We start from the raw sequence: 17,420 nt of genomic DNA, 5'->3' as shown, positions 1-17,420 counted from the left end.
ACACGACGCTGGCCGGCAGGTAGAACGCCCGTCTTCTCGCTTGGAAACCTGCCGTGCCGCCACCCCTGATCCAGTTGACCGGTATCCGCCTGACTTTCGGCGGAAAGAACCTGCTTGACGGCGCGGATCTTTCCGTTTCGCCCGGCGAGCGGATCTGCCTTGTCGGGCGGAACGGTTCAGGCAAGTCGACACTGCTCAAGGTTGCCGCGGGGCAGGTCGAAGCCGATGCCGGCACATGCTTTGTCCAGCCAGGCATACGGATCGGGGTGCTGGCGCAAGAGCCGGATTTCTCCGCCTATCCCACCACCCTCGCCTTTGCGGCCGCCGATCTTCCGCCGGATGAAGGCGATCACGCCGCGCGGTTCCTGCTGGAGGCGCTGGGCCTGACCGGGCAGGAGCCGACCTCCGGCCTTTCAGGCGGCGAGGCACGCCGGGCTGCCCTTGCCCGCGTGCTGGCGCCACAGCCGGACGTGCTTTTGCTGGACGAGCCGACCAACCATCTCGACCTGCCGGCAATCGAGTGGCTCGAGCAGGAATTGCTCGGTCGACAGGCCGCCCTCGTCCTGATCAGCCATGACCGCCGGTTTCTCGAGCGCCTTTCCCGCGCGACGATCTGGCTCGATCGCGGGACGACGCGGAGGATCGACCGCGGTTTCGGCCATTTCGAGGCCTGGCGTGATCAGATCCTTGCCGAGGAAGAGGCCGCGCAGCACAAGCTCGGCCGCAAGATCGCCGACGAGGAACATTGGCTGCGCTATGGCGTTACCGCGCGGCGCAAGCGAAATGTCCGGCGGCTGGAAAATCTCCATACCCTGCGGCGCGAGAAGCGCGATCATGTCCGCGCGGCCGGCGCGGCGCAGCTGGTCGCGTCCGAGGAGGACAAGGGCGGCAAGCTCGTCATCGAGGCTGAGGGGCTGGCGAAGCGCTATGGCGAGCGGGCGATCGTGCGGGATTTCTCGATCCGGATCCTGAAAGGCGACCGGATCGGCCTTGTCGGTCCGAATGGCGCCGGCAAGACCACCCTGCTTTCATTGATGACCGGCACGCTGGAGCCGGATTCCGGGCTGATCCGGCTCGGGGCCGGGCTTGCCATTGCCTCACTTGAGCAAAGGCGGGATTCGCTCGATCCGGAAACGAGCCTCGCTGACGCGTTGACCGGCGGCGGCACGGATACCCTTGTGATCAACGGCCAGCCAAAGAACGTCATTGGCTATATGAAGGACTTCCTGTTTCCGCCGGAAAAGGCGCGGACGCCACTGAAAGTCCTGTCCGGCGGCGAACGGGCTCGGCTGATGCTGGCCCGTGCGCTGGCGCGGCCGTCCAACCTGCTGGTTCTGGATGAGCCGACCAATGATCTCGACCTCGAGACCCTCGATGTGCTCCAGGAATTGCTCGATTCCTATGCCGGCACGGTGCTGCTGATCAGCCATGACCGCGATTTCCTCGACCGGATCGTCGAGCGTGTCATCGTGCCGGAGGGCAACGGGAAATGGCGAGTCTATGCCGGCGGTTACAGCGACATGCTCACCCAGCGCGGTGCGGAGATCGTTCTGGACAAGCCCAAGGCGGCGAAAGCCGAGTCGGCCGAATCGGATAGGCCGGTTTCCTCGCCTGCTGCTTCAGCCCGCAAGAAGCTGACTTTGCAGCAGCTCAACCAGCTGGAAAGCCTGCCCTCCGCCATGGAGAAGCTGCGGGTCGTGATCGGCAAGCTGCAGGTGCGGCTTGACGATCCGGAGCTTTATGCTCGCGATCGCAAGACCTTCGACGAGACGATGGCCCTGCTCGAAAAGGCCCATGCCGAACTTGGCAAGATGGAGGAGCGCTGGCTCGAACTCGAGATCCTGCGCGAGGAAGCAGCAGGCTGATCAACCGGCTTCTGCGTGGCGGAGCATGCCGAGAGCTGCCGCCCGCCCGGAGGCGAAGCAGGCCTGCAGCAGGTAGCCGCCCGTCGGGGCATCCCAATCGAGCATCTCGCCGGCCAGGAACAAACCGGGCCGCAATGTGACCATCCAGTTTTGGTCGAGGCCATCAAATGCCGCGCCGCCGGCTGTCGAGATCGCTCGATCGAGCCCGCAGAAGCCCTCCACCGGAACCGGCGCGGCGCGTACGAGGCCGGCCCAGCCCTCATGATCGCCCGGGGCAAGGCCAATCCGACGCCCGCATTCGTTGAGCAGGGCCATGGCTGCGGGCTGGAGCCCTGCCGCCTTGCGCAGGCGCGAGGTCCAGGAATCCTTGCTTCGTCCCTCGCGCAGGCGATGAGCGATCCATTCGGGCCGGAAATCGGGCCGGAGGTCGATTTCGAGCGTTGCCGTCCGATTCTGGGCCAAAGCGCGGCGAAGGGCGGCGGACGCGGCGTAGATTGCTCCGCCCTCCAGCCCCTGCCGGGTGATCACAGCCTCGCCCGGGGCCTCGAACCCGCCGATCCGGACCACGATGCGCTTCAGCGGCTCGCCGGCCACCTTGGCCATGAACGGCGACCACTTGACCCGGATGCCGACATTCGAGGGCTCCAGCGGCGTGATGGCATGGCCGAGCGCGCCGAGCGGGCCGGTCCAGCCGCCATCGGCGCCGAGGCGTGGCCAGGAAGCGCCGCCGAGGGCCATCAGGGTCGGTGCAGCAGGCACGGTGATCTCGCCTTCTGGCGTTTCGAAGCGGAGGTCTCCCGCCTCGTTCCAGCCCAGCCAGCGATGGCGGAGATGAACAACAAGGCCCTTGGCTTCCAGCCGGCGCAGCCAGGCGCGCAGCAAAGGCGAGGCTTTCATCGCCTCCGGGAAGATGCGGCCGGAACTGCCGATGAAGGTCGGCTGGCCGAGATCCTCGCACCAGTGCCGGATCGCGTTGGGCGGGAAGGCCCGGATCGCCTCAAGCAGCAGGGGCGAGACCTCGCTATAGCGCGTGAGGAACCGGGAAAGATCCTCGGCATGGGTCAGGTTGAGCCCGCCGCGCCCCGCCATGAGGAATTTGCGCCCGAGCGAGGGCATGCGTTCGTAAAGATGGACCGGTCGGCCGGCATCCAGCAGGGTTTCGGCGGCCATCAGGCCTGCCGGGCCGCCGCCGATGATGAGAAGGGGATCGGATGTCATGCCCCGGTCTTGCAGGCCCCGGGGCATGGGGTCAACGGCTATTCCGCCGCTTCCGCCACCGGGGCGCCGTTGCCCAGCAGATGGGTCATCGCCACCTGCACGCCGCCCGGCCGGTGCGGGATGCCGCAGGCGGCAAGGCCCATCTCGACGCCGGACAGGGTGCCGGTCACCATCAGATCATGGAAATCGCCGAGATGGCCGATCCGGAACACCTTGTCGGCGAGAATGCCAAGGCCGTTGCCGAGGCTCATATTCGAGCGTTCGAGGATGGTCTTGCGAAGGGCATCGGCGGAATGGCCCTCGGGCAGCATGACCGCCGTCAGCGAGGACGAGTAGTCCGAGGGCTGGCGGCACACGGTTTCGAAGCCCCAGTGGCGCACCGCGCGGCGGGTGGCCTCGGCGGCGCGATCATGCCGGGCGAAGACATTCGCCATGCCCTCGGCCTCGAGCATGTCGAGCGCCACCTTGAGGCCCTGAAGCATGTTCGTGGCAGGCGTGTAGGGAAAGAAGCCCTTGTCGTTGATCGCGATCATCTCGTGCCAGTCCCAGAAGGAACGCGGAAAGGCATTGGTCTTCGAGACGGCGAGCGCCTTGTCCGATATGGCGTTGAAGGAAAGGCCCGGCGGCAGCATCAGCCCTTTCTGCGATCCGGCCACGGTAACATCGACACCCCATTCGTCATGGCGGTAATCGATCGAGGCCAGCGAGGAAATCGTGTCCACCATCAGCAGAGCCGGGTGATTGGCCCGGTCGATGGCGGCACGCACAGCCGCGACGTTGGTCACGCAGCCGGTCGAGGTCTCGTTATGGACCACGCAGACTGCCTTGATCGCATGGCCCTTGTCCTCGCGGAGGCGCGCCTCGATGGCCGCGGCATCGGCGCCGGCACGCCAGTCCGAGCGGATGAACTCGGCCCTGATCCCGAGCTTGGTCGCCATCTTGTTCCAGAGCGTGGCGAACCAGCCGGTTTCGAACATCAGAACCTGATCGCCCGGAGAGAGCACGTTGACAAGCGCGGCTTCCCAGGCGCCCGTGCCCGATGCAGGATAAATGATGACGGGGTTCCTTGTGCCGAAAATCGGCTTGATGCGCGCCAGTACGTCGAGGCCGAGCTTCTGGAATTCGGGGCCACGATGATCGATCGTCGGCTTGGCCATGGCTGCAAGGACCGGCAGTGGCGTATTGGTTGGTCCCGGAATCTGCAGAAAATGACGGCCTGTCTCGACCATGGCGTATCTCCCTATCCGTTCGGTCTGGTGGCCGCGCAGGGCCTGATTTCGATGTTTTGTATTTTGTATTATAAATTCACTTTTCGCAAGAGCCGTCATCGGCTAGCCTTGGCGACGGGAGGAATTATCGCATGCATGGCACGATCGGCGCGCGCAATCTTGGCCTTGAACGGCGTTTGTCCCAGGCCATTTCCGGAGAAGTCCGCTTCGACAGTTTCACGCGCGGGCGCTATGCCACCGATGCCTCGGTCTACCAGATCATTCCCGAAGGCGTGGTCTTCCCGCGGACGGCGGATGATATCGCTGCAACGCTGGTGATCGCAAAGGAACACGGCGTCCCGGTGATCTTCCGGGGCGGCGGCACCTCGCAGAACGGCCAGCCGATCGGCAACGGGCTGATCGTCGATTGCTCGCGCTTCTTCAATGCGGTGCTGGACTACGACCCCGGCGCCCGGCGGATCCGCGTCCAGCCCGGCATGGTGCTGGAGCGGCTGAACACCCGCCTGAGGAAGGACGGGCTGTTCTTTCCGGTCGAGCCCTCTACCGCCACGCGCTGCACGATCGGCGGGATGACGGGCAACAATTCCTGCGGCGCGCGCTCGCTGGTCTTCGGCAAGATGGTCGACAATGTTCGGGCCATCGACGCACTCTCGGTGGATGCCTCGGCCATGCATTTCGATGCCGGCCCGCCCTCGCCGCTCGGGGCGCGGATGCTCGCGCTGGCGCAATCGGAAGCCGAAGAGATCCGCCTCCGCTACCCCAAGGTGCAACGCCGCGTTGGTGGATATAACCTCGACGCGCTGATCGAACCCCGGCCGAACCTCGCCCATCTGCTGGTCGGCTCGGAAGGAACGCTAGCGGGATTTACCGCCATAGACCTTGCGCTGACGCCCCTGCCCGCGCACCGGGTCTTGGGTGTCTGTCACTTCCCGAATTTCCGCGCGGCGATGGAAACGACACAGCATCTCGTCGCGCTCGGGCCGGCAGCTGTCGAGCTGGTCGACAACAACGTCATCGTGCTTGGGGCGGATATCCCGCTCTTCCGGAACACGCTGGCCCGGATCACCCGGGGAACACCGAACTGCCTTCTCCTGGTGGAGTTCGCCGGCGAGGATCTCGCGGCCCTGCAGGCAAAACTGAAGGATCTCGACCGCTGCATGGCTGATCACGGCTTTCCGGATGCGGTGGTCGAGGTGCTGGATGCGGCCACGCAGAAGACGGTCTGGGAGGTGCGCGAGGCCTGTCTCAACATCATGATGTCCATGAAGGGGGACGGGAAGCCCGTCTCCTTCATCGAGGATTGCGCCGTGCCGCTCGACCGGCTCGCCGACTATACCGATGCGGTAACGGCGGTTTTCGAGAAACATGGCACGCGCGGCACCTGGTATGCGCATGCCTCGGTCGGATGCCTCCATGTGCGGCCGATCCTCAACATGAAAACCGAAGCCGGCGTGAAGGCGATGCGCGCCATCGCCGAGGAAACCGTCGAACTGGTGCGGCGCTTCGAAGGCTCCTATTCCGGTGAGCATGGTGACGGGATCTCGCGCTCCGAATTCGTCGAGCCGATGTTCGGCCCGCGCCTGACCCGCGCCTTCGAGACAGTGAAAGACGCATTCGACCCGGAGAACAGGCTCAACCCGGGCAAGATCGTCCGGCCTCTGCGCTTCGATGACCGCGACCTGATGCGCTATCCGGAAGGGTATGCCACCACCCTGCCCGCCCCGGCCAATCTCGACTGGCAGGAATGGGGTGGGTTCGCCGCTGCGGTGGAGATGTGCAACAACAACGGCACCTGCCGGAAGCTGGCCGGCGGCGCGATGTGCCCTTCCTACCGCGTGACCGGCGAGGAGCAGCATCTGACCCGCGGGCGCGCCAATTCGATGCGGCTCGCCTTGTCCGGTGCATTGGGGCCGGATGCGTTCCTTTCGCCCGAGATGAAAGAAACGATGGCGCTCTGTGTCGGCTGCAAGGCCTGCCAGCGGGAATGCCCGACCGGCGTGGACATGGCGCGGATGAAGACCGAGTTCCTCAATCAGTATACGGCGCGCCATGGCATGACCCTGCGCGACCGGCTGATCGCCTTCCTGCCGCGCTATGCGCCACTTGTCAGCCGGATTCCCGCCCTCGCCAACCTGCCCAACCGCATGCCACGGCTCGCGGCCCTGCTCGAACGCTTCACGCGACTCTCCGCCCGCCGCTCGTTGCCGGAATGGCAGAAGCCGTGGCAGGAGAGCGATGTCTTCGCACAGCCTTCGGATCTCAGGGGTGACGGCAAGGACATCGTGCTGTTCGGGGATACGTTCAACCGCTACTTCGAGCCGGAAAATCTCGATGCGGCCCGCCGCGTCCTGCTCGCAGCCGGCTATCGCCTGCACCGGGTCCAACCATCGGGTGGCTCGCGCCCGCTCTGCTGCGGTCGCACCTTCCTGTCGCTCGGCCAGGTGGCGGAGGCCCGCAAGGAAGCCGAGAGGCTGGTCGAGGCGCTGTACCCCTTCGTTGTCAGGGGTGCACGGATCGTCGGGCTGGAACCCTCCTGCCTGCTGACCTTGCGGGACGAGATGGTCGCTGTCCTGCCGGGCGAGAAGGCCCGCGCGATTGGCCGTGCCGCGCGGCTGGTCGAGGAGGCTCTGGCGGAGGACCTCAAGGCGGGCCAGATCGCGCTGCCGCTGTCGGATCAGGGCGGCGTGCCGGTCCTGCTGCACGGGCATTGCCACCAGAAAGCGGCTGATGCGATGGGGGCTGTCGAGACCTGCCTCCGCGCCATTCCCGGTATCCGGCTGGAGGTTGTCGAATCAAGCTGTTGCGGCATGGCCGGCAGCTTCGGGTACCAGAGCGAGACAATCGATGTTTCGCTCGCCATGGCCGAGCTTTCGCTGCTTCCGGCAGTCCGGAAAGCGCCTCCGGAGGCGATCATCGTGGCCGATGGCACCTCCTGCCGGCATCAGATCGTGGATGGCACGTCCCGCAAGGCTATTCACGTCGTCCGGCTCCTCGACAAGGCGCTTGGTGCGAAAGTATAAGACAGCGATGAACCGCATTGCTGCCGTTGACGGAATTCACCGCCGCTATCTCCACGACGAGGTGGCCGAAAGGCTGCGCGAACTCATCCTCAGCGGTGAGCTGGAGCCACGCGAACGGATCAACGAGATCGAATTGTGCGAGCGGTTCGGCATTTCCCGCACGCCATTGCGTGAGGCCATCAAGATCCTCGCGACGGAAGGCCTGCTCGAATTGCTGCCCAATCGCGGTGCGCGCGTGGGCCATGTCAGCCAGTCCGAAATCGAGGAAATGATCGAGGTCGTGGCCGGGCTCGAGGCGACGGCGGCGGAACTGGCCTGCCGATCCATCACCGATGCCGAGATCGACGTCATCGAGGCGAAGACGATGATCATGGAAAAGGCCTACAAGCGCGGAGATGAGGCATCCTATTTCACGCTCAACCGCGAGATTCATGAAGCGCTGATGCAGGCCGCGCGGAACGCCACCCTCGCCAGCATTTATTCGAACCTGTCGAGCCGGATCCAGCGGATGCGCTACACCGCGCACAAGACGCCGGAGCAATGGCGCCGGGCCATGGACGAGCATCGCATCATGGCGGAATTGCTGCGCGCCCGGGATGGCGAGGGGCTGGCGCGTGTCGTCCGGGACCATATCCGCGGCAAGAAGGACGTCATCACCGCGGCCTATGGCGTGTGAGGCCCGCGCGCGGGGCTGAGCCCGCGCGCGTGCATCGGCTTCCTGTCAGTTGGACACCTTGACATTGGCTGCCTTCACGACCTGACCCCAGCGCTCGATTTCGCTGCGGACGAACTTCCCGAAGGCCTCGCCGGTCAGGTTGGGAATGTCCGAGCCGTTCCGCGCCCATGTGGCCTTGATTTGCTCGGCCTGGAATGCCTTGAGGATTTCGGTCCTCATGCGCTCGACGATATCCGGCGGCGTTCCCTTGATGGCCCAGACGGCATACCAGGTCGATACGTTGTAGCCCTTCACGCCGGCTTCCTCGGCTGTCGGGACATTCGGAACCGATCCCGAGCGCTTCGAAGCAGCCACAGCGAGGCCGACCAGATTTCCGCCCTGGATCTGCGGGGCTGACGTGCCGAGCCCGTCAAACATCACATGAACCTGCCCCGCGACGAGATCCTGCATGGCCGGGCCTGCACCGCGATACGGCACGTGGACAAGGTTCACGCCGGCCACATTCTTGAACAGCTCGCCGGCGAGATGGTGGGTGGTGCCGTTGCCGGCCGACGCGAAGTTGACCTTGCCCGGATTGGCCTTCGCATAATCGATGAAGTCCTTCAGGGTCTTCACGTTGGGCAGCGCCTTGGGCGAGATCGAGATGATCTGCGGCGGCATGGCGATCACGGCGATCGGCACGAAATCCTTCTCGAGATCATAGGTCAGGTTGGGGTAGATGGCCGGTGCGATGGTATGGTGGGCCGCGCCGACGAAGAAGGTGTAGCCATCCGGCGTCATTTTCGCTGCAGCCGCCGCGCCGACCGTGCCGCCTGCCCCGCCGCGGTTCTCGATGATCACGCGCTGGTTCAGCTGGGTATCCAGCTGCTGCGCCAATGGCCGGGCGAAGGCATCGGTGCCCCCGCCGGCGGGGAAAGGATTGACCAGCGTGATCGGCCGGCTTGGCCAGCCCTGCTGGGCAGAGGCGATCCCGGCCAGTCCGATCAGGCCGGCCGCAGCGAGGGTTGTGGTCAGCAGACGTCGTGTGAGTCCCGTTGGCTTCGTCATCGTTTCCTCCTTTATCGGCCTTTCCGGCCTGTCTTGCAGTCAGTTTATAATTCAAAATTCAAATTGCAACGTGCTGGTCTCTACGCGGCACCCAGCAGTTTGAGGCTGGCAATAAGATCACTGAAGCGCTCGCCCTGAACCTGCACATGGGGTCGCATGATGCCGGCGGCTTCCTCGCCCTCTCCTGCCATCAGTGCGGCGAGAATGCGCTCATGCTCGGAGAACGAGTTCTGGACGCGGTTGCGGACGCGGAGCTGCAGGCGCCGGTAGGGTTGCAGACGCCGCTGCAGGAGGCGAGCCTGCTCGGCCAGGAACGTATTGCCGGAGGCGGCGTAGATCGCCTGATGGAACACTTCGTTCGCCCGGTAATAGGCGTCATGGTCATGCCGGACGGCCTCGCAGGACCGGTGAGCCCGTTCCAGCGCAAGGGCATCGGACGGCCCGAGCCGCCGGGCCGCAAGCCGGCAGCACATGGCCTCGAGTTCCGCCATCACCTCGAACATCTCGTAGAGCCGTTCCGGCGTCAGGCTGGCGACAACCGCGCCCCGCCGCGGGCGGATCTCGACCATGCCGGCCATGGCCAGCTGCTGGAGCGCCTCGCGGATCGGGGTGCGGGAAACTTGGAAGCGATTGGCCAGCGAAACCTCGTCAAGCCGTTCGCCCGGGATGAGAAGACCGGCTGCAATGTCGTTCTCGATCTCCTGCCGGAGACGCTGGGCCGTACTCAGGGCGCTTGCATCATCGCTCATCATTCTTGTATACAAGGAAGTGTTCGACGCATGCAAGCAGCATGTTCAGCGGAGGGGATCCTGACATGAATATCGGCTTCCTGCAGGACCTCCTCTCCTCTGTCGCGGAGCAGGGGCGCCATCTGGCTGACCGACTCGGCCTCGGTGCCGGTGCTGCGCGGGCCGATGCCAGTGCCCTGCCGACGCTCATCCGTGCCCTGCTTTCGACGCGCGGCGAAGCCTCTGGCGTCGGCCTTGCCCGCGAAATCATGGGCCGGTACCGGGATCTGCCGGCTGATGAACGGATCGCGCTGCTTCAGGTGCTGGCCACGAAGTTTGCGGATGATCCGGACGCCATCCGCAAGGCCTTTGCGACCTACGATGCCGATCCCAACGCGGAGACGCATCACGCCCTGCTGCAGGTGGTCGAGCCGCCACGGCAGGAAGTGCTGCGCCGGCTGAACCTTGCGCCCGGCAACACGCATGCGCTGGTCCGCATGCGCGAGGACCTGCTCGACGCCATGGGATCGGTTCCCGAGCTTGCCGCGCTGGACCGTGATTTCGTGCATCTCTTCTCTTCGTGGTTCAATCGGGGGTTCCTTGTGCTGCGCCGCATCGACTGGTCGAGCCCGGCCCATATCCTGGAAAAGATCATCCGTTACGAGGCCGTGCATGCCATCGAGAGCTGGGACGACCTGCGCCGGCGGATCGAACCGGTCGATCGACGCTGTTTCGCCTTCTTCCACCCGGCTCTGGTTGACGAGCCGCTCATCTTCGTCGAGGTGGCGCTGACGCGGGACAAACCGGCCGCCATCGACCCGATCCTCGCCGAAGGCCGGGCACCTTTGCCCCCCGGTGAGGCGCAGGCGGCGGTGTTCTACTCGATTTCCAACTGCCAGAAGGGCCTGGCCGGGATTTCCTTCGGCAATTTCCTGATCAAGCAGGTGGTCGATGAATTGCGCCGCGAATTGCCGCAACTCGACACTTTCGTTACGCTCTCTCCGGTGCCGGGCTTCCGGCGCTGGCTGGACGAGGCCCGGTCCACCGAGAGCCCGCTGCTGAGCGAGGAGGAACGGCAGGCCATGGCGTCCCTTTCGGATCTGCAGTCCGAGACCGCCAGTCTTCCATCGCTCCCGTCCTGCTTCGAAGCTATTCTTGCGCGGTATTTTGTCGAGGCCCGGACCGGCCGGGGACGGATCGTCGATCCCGTCGCGCGGTTCCATCTCGGCAACGGCGCGCGGCTCGATCGCCTGAACCTGCTGGCCGACCGTTCGGCCAAGGGCTGGCGCGAGAGCTATGGTGCGATGGTCAACTATCTCTACGATCTCGGCGCCATCGAGGAGAACCACGAGCGTTTCGCCACGCATCAGGAAGTGGTGGCCTCGCCGGCCATGCTGAAGGCGGCAAAAAGTATACAAGCCTCGCGCGATGTGGCAGTCGCACGCAGCGCCAAACGATAATCGGTCGCGCCCGCGACCCCGCAAACCAACGAGCAACGCCCATGTCGAACCATCTCTTCTCGCAGATCCGCGCGCGCATGCCCGAAGCCGGCACGCCTTTCGCCACGCTCGCGGATGGGCGGATGGTACGGTATGGCGATGTGCTTGCCCTTTCAGCGCGCTATGCCCATGCGCTGGTGGCGCTCGGGGTCCAACCGGGTGACCGCGTGGCCGTGCAGGTCGACAAGAGCATCGAGGCGCTGATGGTCTATCTCGCGGCCATCCGCGCCGGCGCGATCTTTCTGCCGCTGAACAATGCCTATACGCCGGCGGAGATCGAGTATTTCCTGGGCGACGCGACGCCGCGTGTCTTTGTCTGCGCGCCCCAGCAGGCGGAGGCGCTTGCCCCGGTTGCGAAGGCGGCCGGGGCTGCCCTCGAGACGCTGGGCACGAAAGGCGATGGCACGCTGGCCACGAAGGCGGCGGCGGCCTCGACCGATTTTGCCGATGTGCCACGCAGTCCGGATGATCTTGGCGCGATCCTCTACACGTCCGGAACGACCGGCCGATCCAAGGGGGCGATGCTCAGCCACGAGAACCTCGCGTCGAATGCCCGCGTCCTTGTAGAGACCTGGCGCTTCACGGCGAAGGATGTGCTGCTCCACGCCCTGCCGATCTTCCATACGCATGGGCTGTTCGTGGCAACGAATGTCGTGCTGTTTTCCGGCGCCTCGATGATCTTCCTGGCGAAATTCGATGCCGACGAGGTGTTCCGGCACCTGCCGAGTGCGACGACGATGATGGGTGTGCCAACCTTCTATGTGCGCCTGCTGGACGATGCGCGACTGACCCGCGAAGCGACGGCCCATATGCGGCTCTTCATTTCCGGCTCGGCGCCGCTGCTTGCGGAAACGCACCGCGATTTCGAGGCGCGGACCGGACAGGCCATTCTCGAGCGCTACGGCATGACCGAGACCAACATGAATACCTCGAACCCTTATGAGGGCGACAGGCGGGCCGGCACGGTCGGCTTCCCGCTGACGGGCACGGAAATCCGCATTACAGACCCGGAGACAGGCACTCTTCTCGGGGCCGACGAGATCGGGATGATCGAGGTGCGCGGGCCCAATGTCTTCAAGGGTTACTGGCAAAACCCGGAGAAGACCAAGGCGGAGTTCCGCGATGACGGCTTCTTCATCACCGGTGATCTCGGCAAGGTCGACGGGCGCGGTTATGTCCATATCGTCGGGCGCGGCAAGGACCTCATCATCACCGGCGGATACAATGTCTATCCGAAGGAGATCGAGGGCGAGATCGATGGTATGCCCGGTGTCAACGAGAGCGCGGTGATCGGCGTTCCGCACAAGGATTTCGGCGAAGGCGTCACGGCTGTCGTCGTGCCCAGCAAGGGCGCGACGCTGGATTCACAGGCGATCATGAAGGCACTTGAGGGCCGGCTGGCCAAATTCAAACTGCCCAAGCGTGTCATTATCGTGGATGAATTGCCGCGCAACACGATGGGCAAGGTGCAGAAGAACATCCTGCGCGAGACCTACAAGGATGTTTATTCGCGGTGACGGCGTCTGGCTGCCGACATGGTGTCCGGGCGGGTTTTCGAAATGGAAGCAGGTTGACCATGTCGTGGATGCGATCTCTGAGCCGGGCCGTCATCGTTCTTGCGGGTCTCGGCATCCCCTCGCTCCTCGCCCAGGGCGAGCGGCCGATCCCGATTTTCGACGCGCATCTGCACTATAACTGGGAGCCGACGCCTTATTTCACGCTGGAGCAGGTGCATGCCCTGTTCCGGCAGCATGGCGTGACCGGTATCCTCGCGACAAGCCGGCCGAATGACGGCACCCATGCGCTGGTCGGGAGCCCGCGCGACGATCTCTGGGTCGTGCCCTTCATCCGCCCCTACCGGGTCCGGCCGGATGTGCAGAGCTGGTTCTCGAACCCCGTCATTTTCGAGCTGATCGAGGCCGAGTTCCGGCGCGGCTACTATATCGGGATCGGCGAATTCCATCTCAGTGGTCGGGCGGCGGCAACGGAGGTCGTCCGCAAGACGGTGAATTTCGCGGTCGAGCACGATCTCTACCTCCATGCCCATGCGGACGAGGAGGCGGTCGAGCATCTCTACCGGCACAATCCGAAGGCCAGGGTGATCTGGGCGCATACCGGCTTCGGGCTGGCGCCCGAGCGCGTCGAGGCCCTGCTGAAGAAGCATCCCGATCTCTGGGGCGAGTTGTCCTACCGCTCCGGCATTACCGGCGCGGGCGGACAGCTGACGCCGGAATGGCGGGATCTCTTCACGCGCTATCCGGATCGTTTCCTGATTGGCTCCGATACCTGGATCAACGAGCGCTGGGCCAGCTATGGCGACATCATGGCCCAGTATCGCGGCTGGCTCCGGCAATTGCCGCCGGACATTGCCGCGAAGATCGCCCACGGCAATGCCCGCGCCCTGTTCGAGGCGCGGATGCAGAAGCGCCCGATACGCGGTTAGCGGAACACGCTCGGCAGCCAGAGCGAAATGGCCGGAACATAGGTGACCAGCATCAGGACGGCGAAGGCTGCGCCGTAGAACGGCCAGATCGTCCGCATCGCGTCCCAGATCGAGATCCGGCCGATCGCGCAGGCGACGAAGAGGACCGAACCGACCGGCGGTGTGCACAGGCCGATCCCGAGATTGAGGATCAGCACGGCGCCGAAATGCACGGGGTCCATTCCGAAGGCCGTCACGACCGGCAGGAAGATGGGTGTCGTGATGATGATCAGCGGCGACATGTCCATGAAGGTTCCGAGGAACAGCAGCAGCAGGTTGATCAACAGGAAGACAACAATCGGATTGTCCGAGATCGACTTCATGAAGGCGACCATGGCCGCAGGAACCTGGAACAGCGCCAGCAACCAGCCAAACGAGGCTGCGCAGCCGATGACCAGGAGAACCATGGCCGTCGTCCGGACGGCGCCGTAGGTCGCCTCAAGGAAGCCGGACCAGTCCATTCCGCGATAGACCAATGTAGCCACGAGGAAGGCATAGACCGCGGCAATGCAGGAGCTCTCGGTGGCCGTGAACACACCGGACCGGACGCCGCCGAAGATGATGCCGATCAGGATGATGCCGGGGATCGCCGCGACCGCGTAGACCGCGATCTGCTGCCAGCCGGGAAAGGGCTCGCCGTGATAGCCCTTCTTCTTCGCCTGATACCAGGTTGTCGCCATGAGAGCGGCCGCGAGCAGGAGGCCGGGAAGAATCCCGGCGGTAAAGAGATCGGCGATGGAGATCGAGCCACCCGCTGACAGCGAGTAGATGATCATGTTGTGCGAAGGCGGGATCAGCAGGGCGATCACGGCCGAAACGGCGGTCAGGCTGACGGCAAAGGAACGATCATAGCCGCGCTTTTCCATTTGCGGGATCATGAGCCCGCCAATCGCCGAGGCATCCGCCACGGCCGAGCCGGAAATACCGCCGAACAGGGTAGAGGCCGCGACATTCACCTGCCCGAGCCCGCCATGCATGTGCCCGAACAGCGACCCGGCAAAGCGGACAAGTCGCTCCGCGATCCCTCCCCGGATCATCAGGTCGCCGGCAAAAATGAAGAAGGGGATGGCCATCAGCGAGAAGGCCGAGATGCCCGAATTCAGGCGCTGGAAGACCACCAGCGGCGGCATGCCCATGTAGAGAACGGTGATCAGCGATGAAACACCGAGACAGAAGGCGATCGGAGTGCCGATCAGCAGCAGGGCGACAAAGGAGCCGAACAGGATCATCAATTCGATGGTCATGATGCCATCCCTTCATCGTTCCCGGTAATGACGAGCCAGAGCTGTTCGAGCGCGAAGAACGCGATCAGGATGCCGCCGGCGACAAGCGGCATGAAATCCACGCCCCCGGGCCAGCCAAGGACCGGCAGGGTCGCGGTCCAGGTTCCGATAACCAGATCGAGGCCGAAGACGGCCATCGCGGTACCGAAGCCAATGACGGCGATCATCGAAATCGCGGCCATGATGCGCTGGATCGGACGCGGTGAGACGACGCGAAGAACATCAAAGCCAAGATGGTAATTCTCGCGGATGCCGACGGCGGAGCCGAGCAGGATGAACCAGCCCATCAACTGGATGGACAAAGGCTCGGTCCAGGTCGGGCTGTTGTTCAGAACATAGCGGCCGAAGACCTGCCAGGCGACGGCCAGCGTCATGCCAACGAGGCCAACCGCTGAAATGATGATGGAAGCGTTGGCCAGCCAACGCGACAGTGCTCGCAAATGCGCGTGCATGGTGACCTCGCCCGGGAGAAAAAACGGGCGGCAATCCCGTCAGGATGCCGCCCGCAGTCTGTGTTTACTTCACGGCCTGAATCTTGGCGACGAGATCCTTCAGGGCCTGATCCTTTACGAACTTCTCGTAGACAGGCTTCATCGCGTCGATGAAGGGCTGCTTCTCGACGCTGTTGACCACCGCGCCGCCGGCCTTGACCTTGGCTTCCGAGGCCTTTTCACGCGCATCCCAGAGCTTGCGCATCTCGGCAACGGATTCCTTCGCGGCCGCCTTGACCAGCGCCTGATCTTCCTTGGAGAGCTTGTCGAAGCTCTTCTTCGACATGACCAGCACTTCCGGCGACAGCGAATGTTCGGTCATCGAGTAGAATTTCGACACCTCGAAATGCTTGGTCGATTCATAGGACGGCCAGTTGTTCTCGGCGCCGTCGATCAGGCCGGTCTGCAGGCCGGAATAGACCTCGCCGAAATTCATCGGCGTGGCGTTGGCGCCGAGCGCCGAGACGAGGCTGATGAACATGTCCGATTGCTGGACGCGGATCTTCAGGCCTTTCATGTCGTCCGGCTTCGTGATCGGGCGCTTGGAATTGTAGAACGAGCGGGCGCCGGAATCGTAGAATGCCAGACCGACAAGGTCATGCTTCTCGAATTCCTTCAGGATGCTGTCGCCGATCGGGCCGTCCATGACCTTCCGCATATGGTCGACCGAGCGGAAGATGAAGGGCAGCGACGGCACATTGGTCGCCGGGATGAGGTTGTTGAACGGCGCCATGTTGATGCGGTTCATGTCGATGACGCCGAAGCGGGTCTGCTCGATCGTGTCTTTTTCCTGGCCGAGCTGGGCCGAGTGGAAAACGTTGATCTTGATGCGGCCGTTGCTGCGCTGTTCGAGCAGTTTGCCCATGAACTTGACGGCCTCGACCGTCGGGTAGCCATCCGGATGGATGTCGGTCGAACGAAGCGTCTGCGCCTGCGCAGCTGCACCGGCGCCCAGTGACATGAGGGCCGCCAGCGCGACACCCTTGAACATACGACGAGAAATCATGGTCTTTCCTCCTTGAATGCGGGTTTGTTCCCGCCTCTCCCTTGCCGTTCCGGCCTAGACAGGCCGTGCCGATACCGCCCGCGCGGAAAAACGGATTCCGCCGGCGAATTCGAATTCCGCGAGATCTCCGGGTGCCACGAGATGGATGCCCGTCGTCATGCCCGTGGAGATGTAGTCCCCGGCTTTCAGCGCGTAGCCGCGTGCCCGCAAATGCGTGACAAGAAAGCCGAAAGCGGCCAGCGGGCCATCCATGACACGGGCCGCGCTGCCCTCGCCCGCCAGCTCGCCATTGATGCTGCATCGCGCCGTGAGCCGGGCCCAGTCACGGTTTTCCCAACCGGAAATGGCCGGGCCGACAATGATGCCGGAATTGTTTCCGAGATCGGAAATCACCGAGCAGGGTCCCAGATCGTTGATCCCGGCAAAGGGCGAGCCGGCCGTCTCGACACCGGCATGCAGTGCTCCGACATAGGGCAGCAATCCATCCTCGCTGGCGGTCAGATCGTCCGGGATGTCCTGGCCGAGGCAGAGGATGAATTCGGCCTCGACGGCAGCAAACCCGTCCGGGAAGACCGGGAACGGCATTTCGGTGCCATTCGAGGCAAATCGCACCTGCCGTCTCATGACGGGGCCGGCCAGCCGGGCGGCGCCCAGCCTGTCGCGCCATTCCGGGGCAATACCGGCGATCTTCCAACCGGCGACCTGATCGGGAAAACCGGCAATCGCGGCATCCTGGACGCGGTAAGCCTCGGCCAATGTGGCGGGAACGATGCCAGGGAAGCCCGGCAAGGCGCGGGCATCAAGGCGCGCGGCACGGAATGCCGAGGCGATTGCCTCATCCGCGCTCGGTCCCTGCTCGGCCAGGCTGCGTTGCAT

General features: G+C 64.2%; 14 protein-coding genes. 6 read left to right on the top strand and 8 right to left on the bottom strand.

Going from position 1 to position 17,420, the window contains the following annotated elements:
- Positions 1 to 53: 53 nt before the first annotated feature.
- On the top strand, positions 54 to 1,865 hold the full coding sequence (locus tag P0652_RS00385; protein WP_284176765.1) for an ABC-F family ATP-binding cassette domain-containing protein: 1,812 nt from the start codon (positions 54 to 56) through the stop codon (positions 1,863 to 1,865).
- On the opposite strand, the gene P0652_RS00380 is transcribed toward P0652_RS00385, so the two are convergent.
- Both P0652_RS00380 and P0652_RS00375 read right to left on the bottom strand, forming a co-directional pair.
- Positions 1,866 to 3,083, bottom strand: a complete 1,218-nt coding sequence (locus P0652_RS00380; protein WP_284176764.1) for a BaiN/RdsA family NAD(P)/FAD-dependent oxidoreductase — start codon at positions 3,081 to 3,083, stop codon at positions 1,866 to 1,868. It abuts the gene before it with no gap.
- Positions 3,084 to 3,121: 38 nt separating this feature from the next.
- Complete coding sequence (locus tag P0652_RS00375) at positions 3,122 to 4,312, bottom strand: pyridoxal-phosphate-dependent aminotransferase family protein (protein WP_284176763.1); 1,191 nt, start codon at positions 4,310 to 4,312, stop codon at positions 3,122 to 3,124.
- Positions 4,313 to 4,443: 131 nt separating this feature from the next.
- Here P0652_RS00375 and P0652_RS00370 point away from each other — a divergent pair, with 131 nt between their 5' ends.
- Entirely contained in the window at positions 4,444 to 7,332 is a 2,889-nt protein-coding gene (locus P0652_RS00370) for an FAD-binding and (Fe-S)-binding domain-containing protein (protein ID WP_284176762.1), read from the top strand.
- A 7-nt stretch (positions 7,333 to 7,339) separates the two neighbouring features.
- Positions 7,340 to 8,008, top strand: coding sequence for a GntR family transcriptional regulator (locus P0652_RS00365; protein ID WP_284176761.1), 669 nt, complete (start codon positions 7,340 to 7,342; stop codon positions 8,006 to 8,008).
- 45 nt (positions 8,009 to 8,053) lie between these two features.
- On the opposite strand, the gene P0652_RS00360 is transcribed toward P0652_RS00365, so the two are convergent.
- Positions 8,054 to 9,055 (bottom strand): Bug family tripartite tricarboxylate transporter substrate binding protein, encoded by a 1,002-nt coding sequence (locus P0652_RS00360; RefSeq protein WP_284176760.1) that lies wholly within the window; start codon positions 9,053 to 9,055, stop codon positions 8,054 to 8,056.
- Positions 9,056 to 9,135: 80 nt separating this feature from the next.
- Positions 9,136 to 9,804: a GntR family transcriptional regulator gene (locus P0652_RS00355; protein ID WP_284176759.1), complete on the bottom strand. Its 669-nt coding sequence runs from the start codon at positions 9,802 to 9,804 to the stop codon at positions 9,136 to 9,138.
- 65 nt (positions 9,805 to 9,869) lie between these two features.
- Between P0652_RS00355 and P0652_RS00350 the strand changes: the two genes are divergently transcribed.
- The 3 genes from P0652_RS00350 to P0652_RS00340 are packed head-to-tail and all read left to right on the top strand — an operon-like array spanning position 9,870 to position 13,725.
- On the top strand, positions 9,870 to 11,243 hold the full coding sequence (locus P0652_RS00350; RefSeq protein WP_284176758.1) for a malonyl-CoA decarboxylase: 1,374 nt from the start codon (positions 9,870 to 9,872) through the stop codon (positions 11,241 to 11,243).
- 41 nt (positions 11,244 to 11,284) lie between these two features.
- Positions 11,285 to 12,799, top strand: coding sequence for a malonate--CoA ligase (locus tag P0652_RS00345; protein WP_284176757.1), 1,515 nt, complete (start codon positions 11,285 to 11,287; stop codon positions 12,797 to 12,799).
- A 59-nt stretch (positions 12,800 to 12,858) separates the two neighbouring features.
- Entirely contained in the window at positions 12,859 to 13,725 is an 867-nt protein-coding gene (locus P0652_RS00340; protein ID WP_284176756.1) for an amidohydrolase family protein, read from the top strand.
- On the opposite strand, the gene P0652_RS00335 is transcribed toward P0652_RS00340, so the two are convergent.
- The 4 genes from P0652_RS00335 to P0652_RS00320 form a co-directional block, all read right to left on the bottom strand.
- On the bottom strand, positions 13,722 to 15,002 hold the full coding sequence (locus tag P0652_RS00335; protein WP_284177404.1) for a TRAP transporter large permease: 1,281 nt from the start codon (positions 15,000 to 15,002) through the stop codon (positions 13,722 to 13,724). The genes P0652_RS00340 and P0652_RS00335 overlap by 4 nt on opposite strands.
- Positions 15,003 to 15,004: 2 nt before the next feature.
- Entirely contained in the window at positions 15,005 to 15,499 is a 495-nt protein-coding gene (locus tag P0652_RS00330) for a TRAP transporter small permease (protein WP_284176755.1), read from the bottom strand.
- Between the two features lie 64 nt (positions 15,500 to 15,563).
- Positions 15,564 to 16,544 (bottom strand): TRAP transporter substrate-binding protein, encoded by a 981-nt coding sequence (locus tag P0652_RS00325; RefSeq protein ID WP_502947431.1) that lies wholly within the window; start codon positions 16,542 to 16,544, stop codon positions 15,564 to 15,566.
- Between the two features lie 54 nt (positions 16,545 to 16,598).
- Complete coding sequence (locus P0652_RS00320; protein ID WP_284176754.1) at positions 16,599 to 17,420, bottom strand: 2-keto-4-pentenoate hydratase; 822 nt, start codon at positions 17,418 to 17,420, stop codon at positions 16,599 to 16,601.

The sequence above is a fragment of the Rhabdaerophilum sp. SD176 genome (assembly GCF_030143245.1).
GTDB lineage: Bacteria > Pseudomonadota > Alphaproteobacteria > Rhizobiales > Beijerinckiaceae > Rhabdaerophilum.
This window is presented reverse-complemented; position numbering and strand designations above follow the sequence as displayed.

Bases quoted from the DNA above. Each gene is read 5' to 3' on its own strand.
- P0652_RS00380 (WP_284176764.1), bottom strand. From the start codon at position 3,083: ATGACATCCGATCCCCTTCTCATCATCGGCGGCGGCCCGGCAGGCCTG.
- P0652_RS00375 (WP_284176763.1), bottom strand. From the start codon at position 4,312: ATGGTCGAGACAGGCCGTCATTTTCTGCAGATTCCGGGACCAACCAAT.
- P0652_RS00370 (WP_284176762.1), top strand. From the start codon at position 4,444: ATGCATGGCACGATCGGCGCGCGCAATCTTGGCCTTGAACGGCGTTTG.
- P0652_RS00365 (WP_284176761.1), top strand. From the start codon at position 7,340: ATGAACCGCATTGCTGCCGTTGACGGAATTCACCGCCGCTATCTCCAC.
- P0652_RS00360 (WP_284176760.1), bottom strand. From the start codon at position 9,055: ATGACGAAGCCAACGGGACTCACACGACGTCTGCTGACCACAACCCTC.
- P0652_RS00355 (WP_284176759.1), bottom strand. From the start codon at position 9,804: ATGAGCGATGATGCAAGCGCCCTGAGTACGGCCCAGCGTCTCCGGCAG.
- P0652_RS00350 (WP_284176758.1), top strand. From the start codon at position 9,870: ATGAATATCGGCTTCCTGCAGGACCTCCTCTCCTCTGTCGCGGAGCAG.
- P0652_RS00345 (WP_284176757.1), top strand. From the start codon at position 11,285: ATGTCGAACCATCTCTTCTCGCAGATCCGCGCGCGCATGCCCGAAGCC.
- P0652_RS00340 (WP_284176756.1), top strand. From the start codon at position 12,859: ATGTCGTGGATGCGATCTCTGAGCCGGGCCGTCATCGTTCTTGCGGGT.
- P0652_RS00330 (WP_284176755.1), bottom strand. From the start codon at position 15,499: ATGCACGCGCATTTGCGAGCACTGTCGCGTTGGCTGGCCAACGCTTCC.
- P0652_RS00325 (WP_502947431.1), bottom strand. From the start codon at position 16,544: ATGATTTCTCGTCGTATGTTCAAGGGTGTCGCGCTGGCGGCCCTCATG.
- P0652_RS00320 (WP_284176754.1), bottom strand. From the start codon at position 17,420: ATGCAACGCAGCCTGGCCGAGCAGGGACCGAGCGCGGATGAGGCAATC.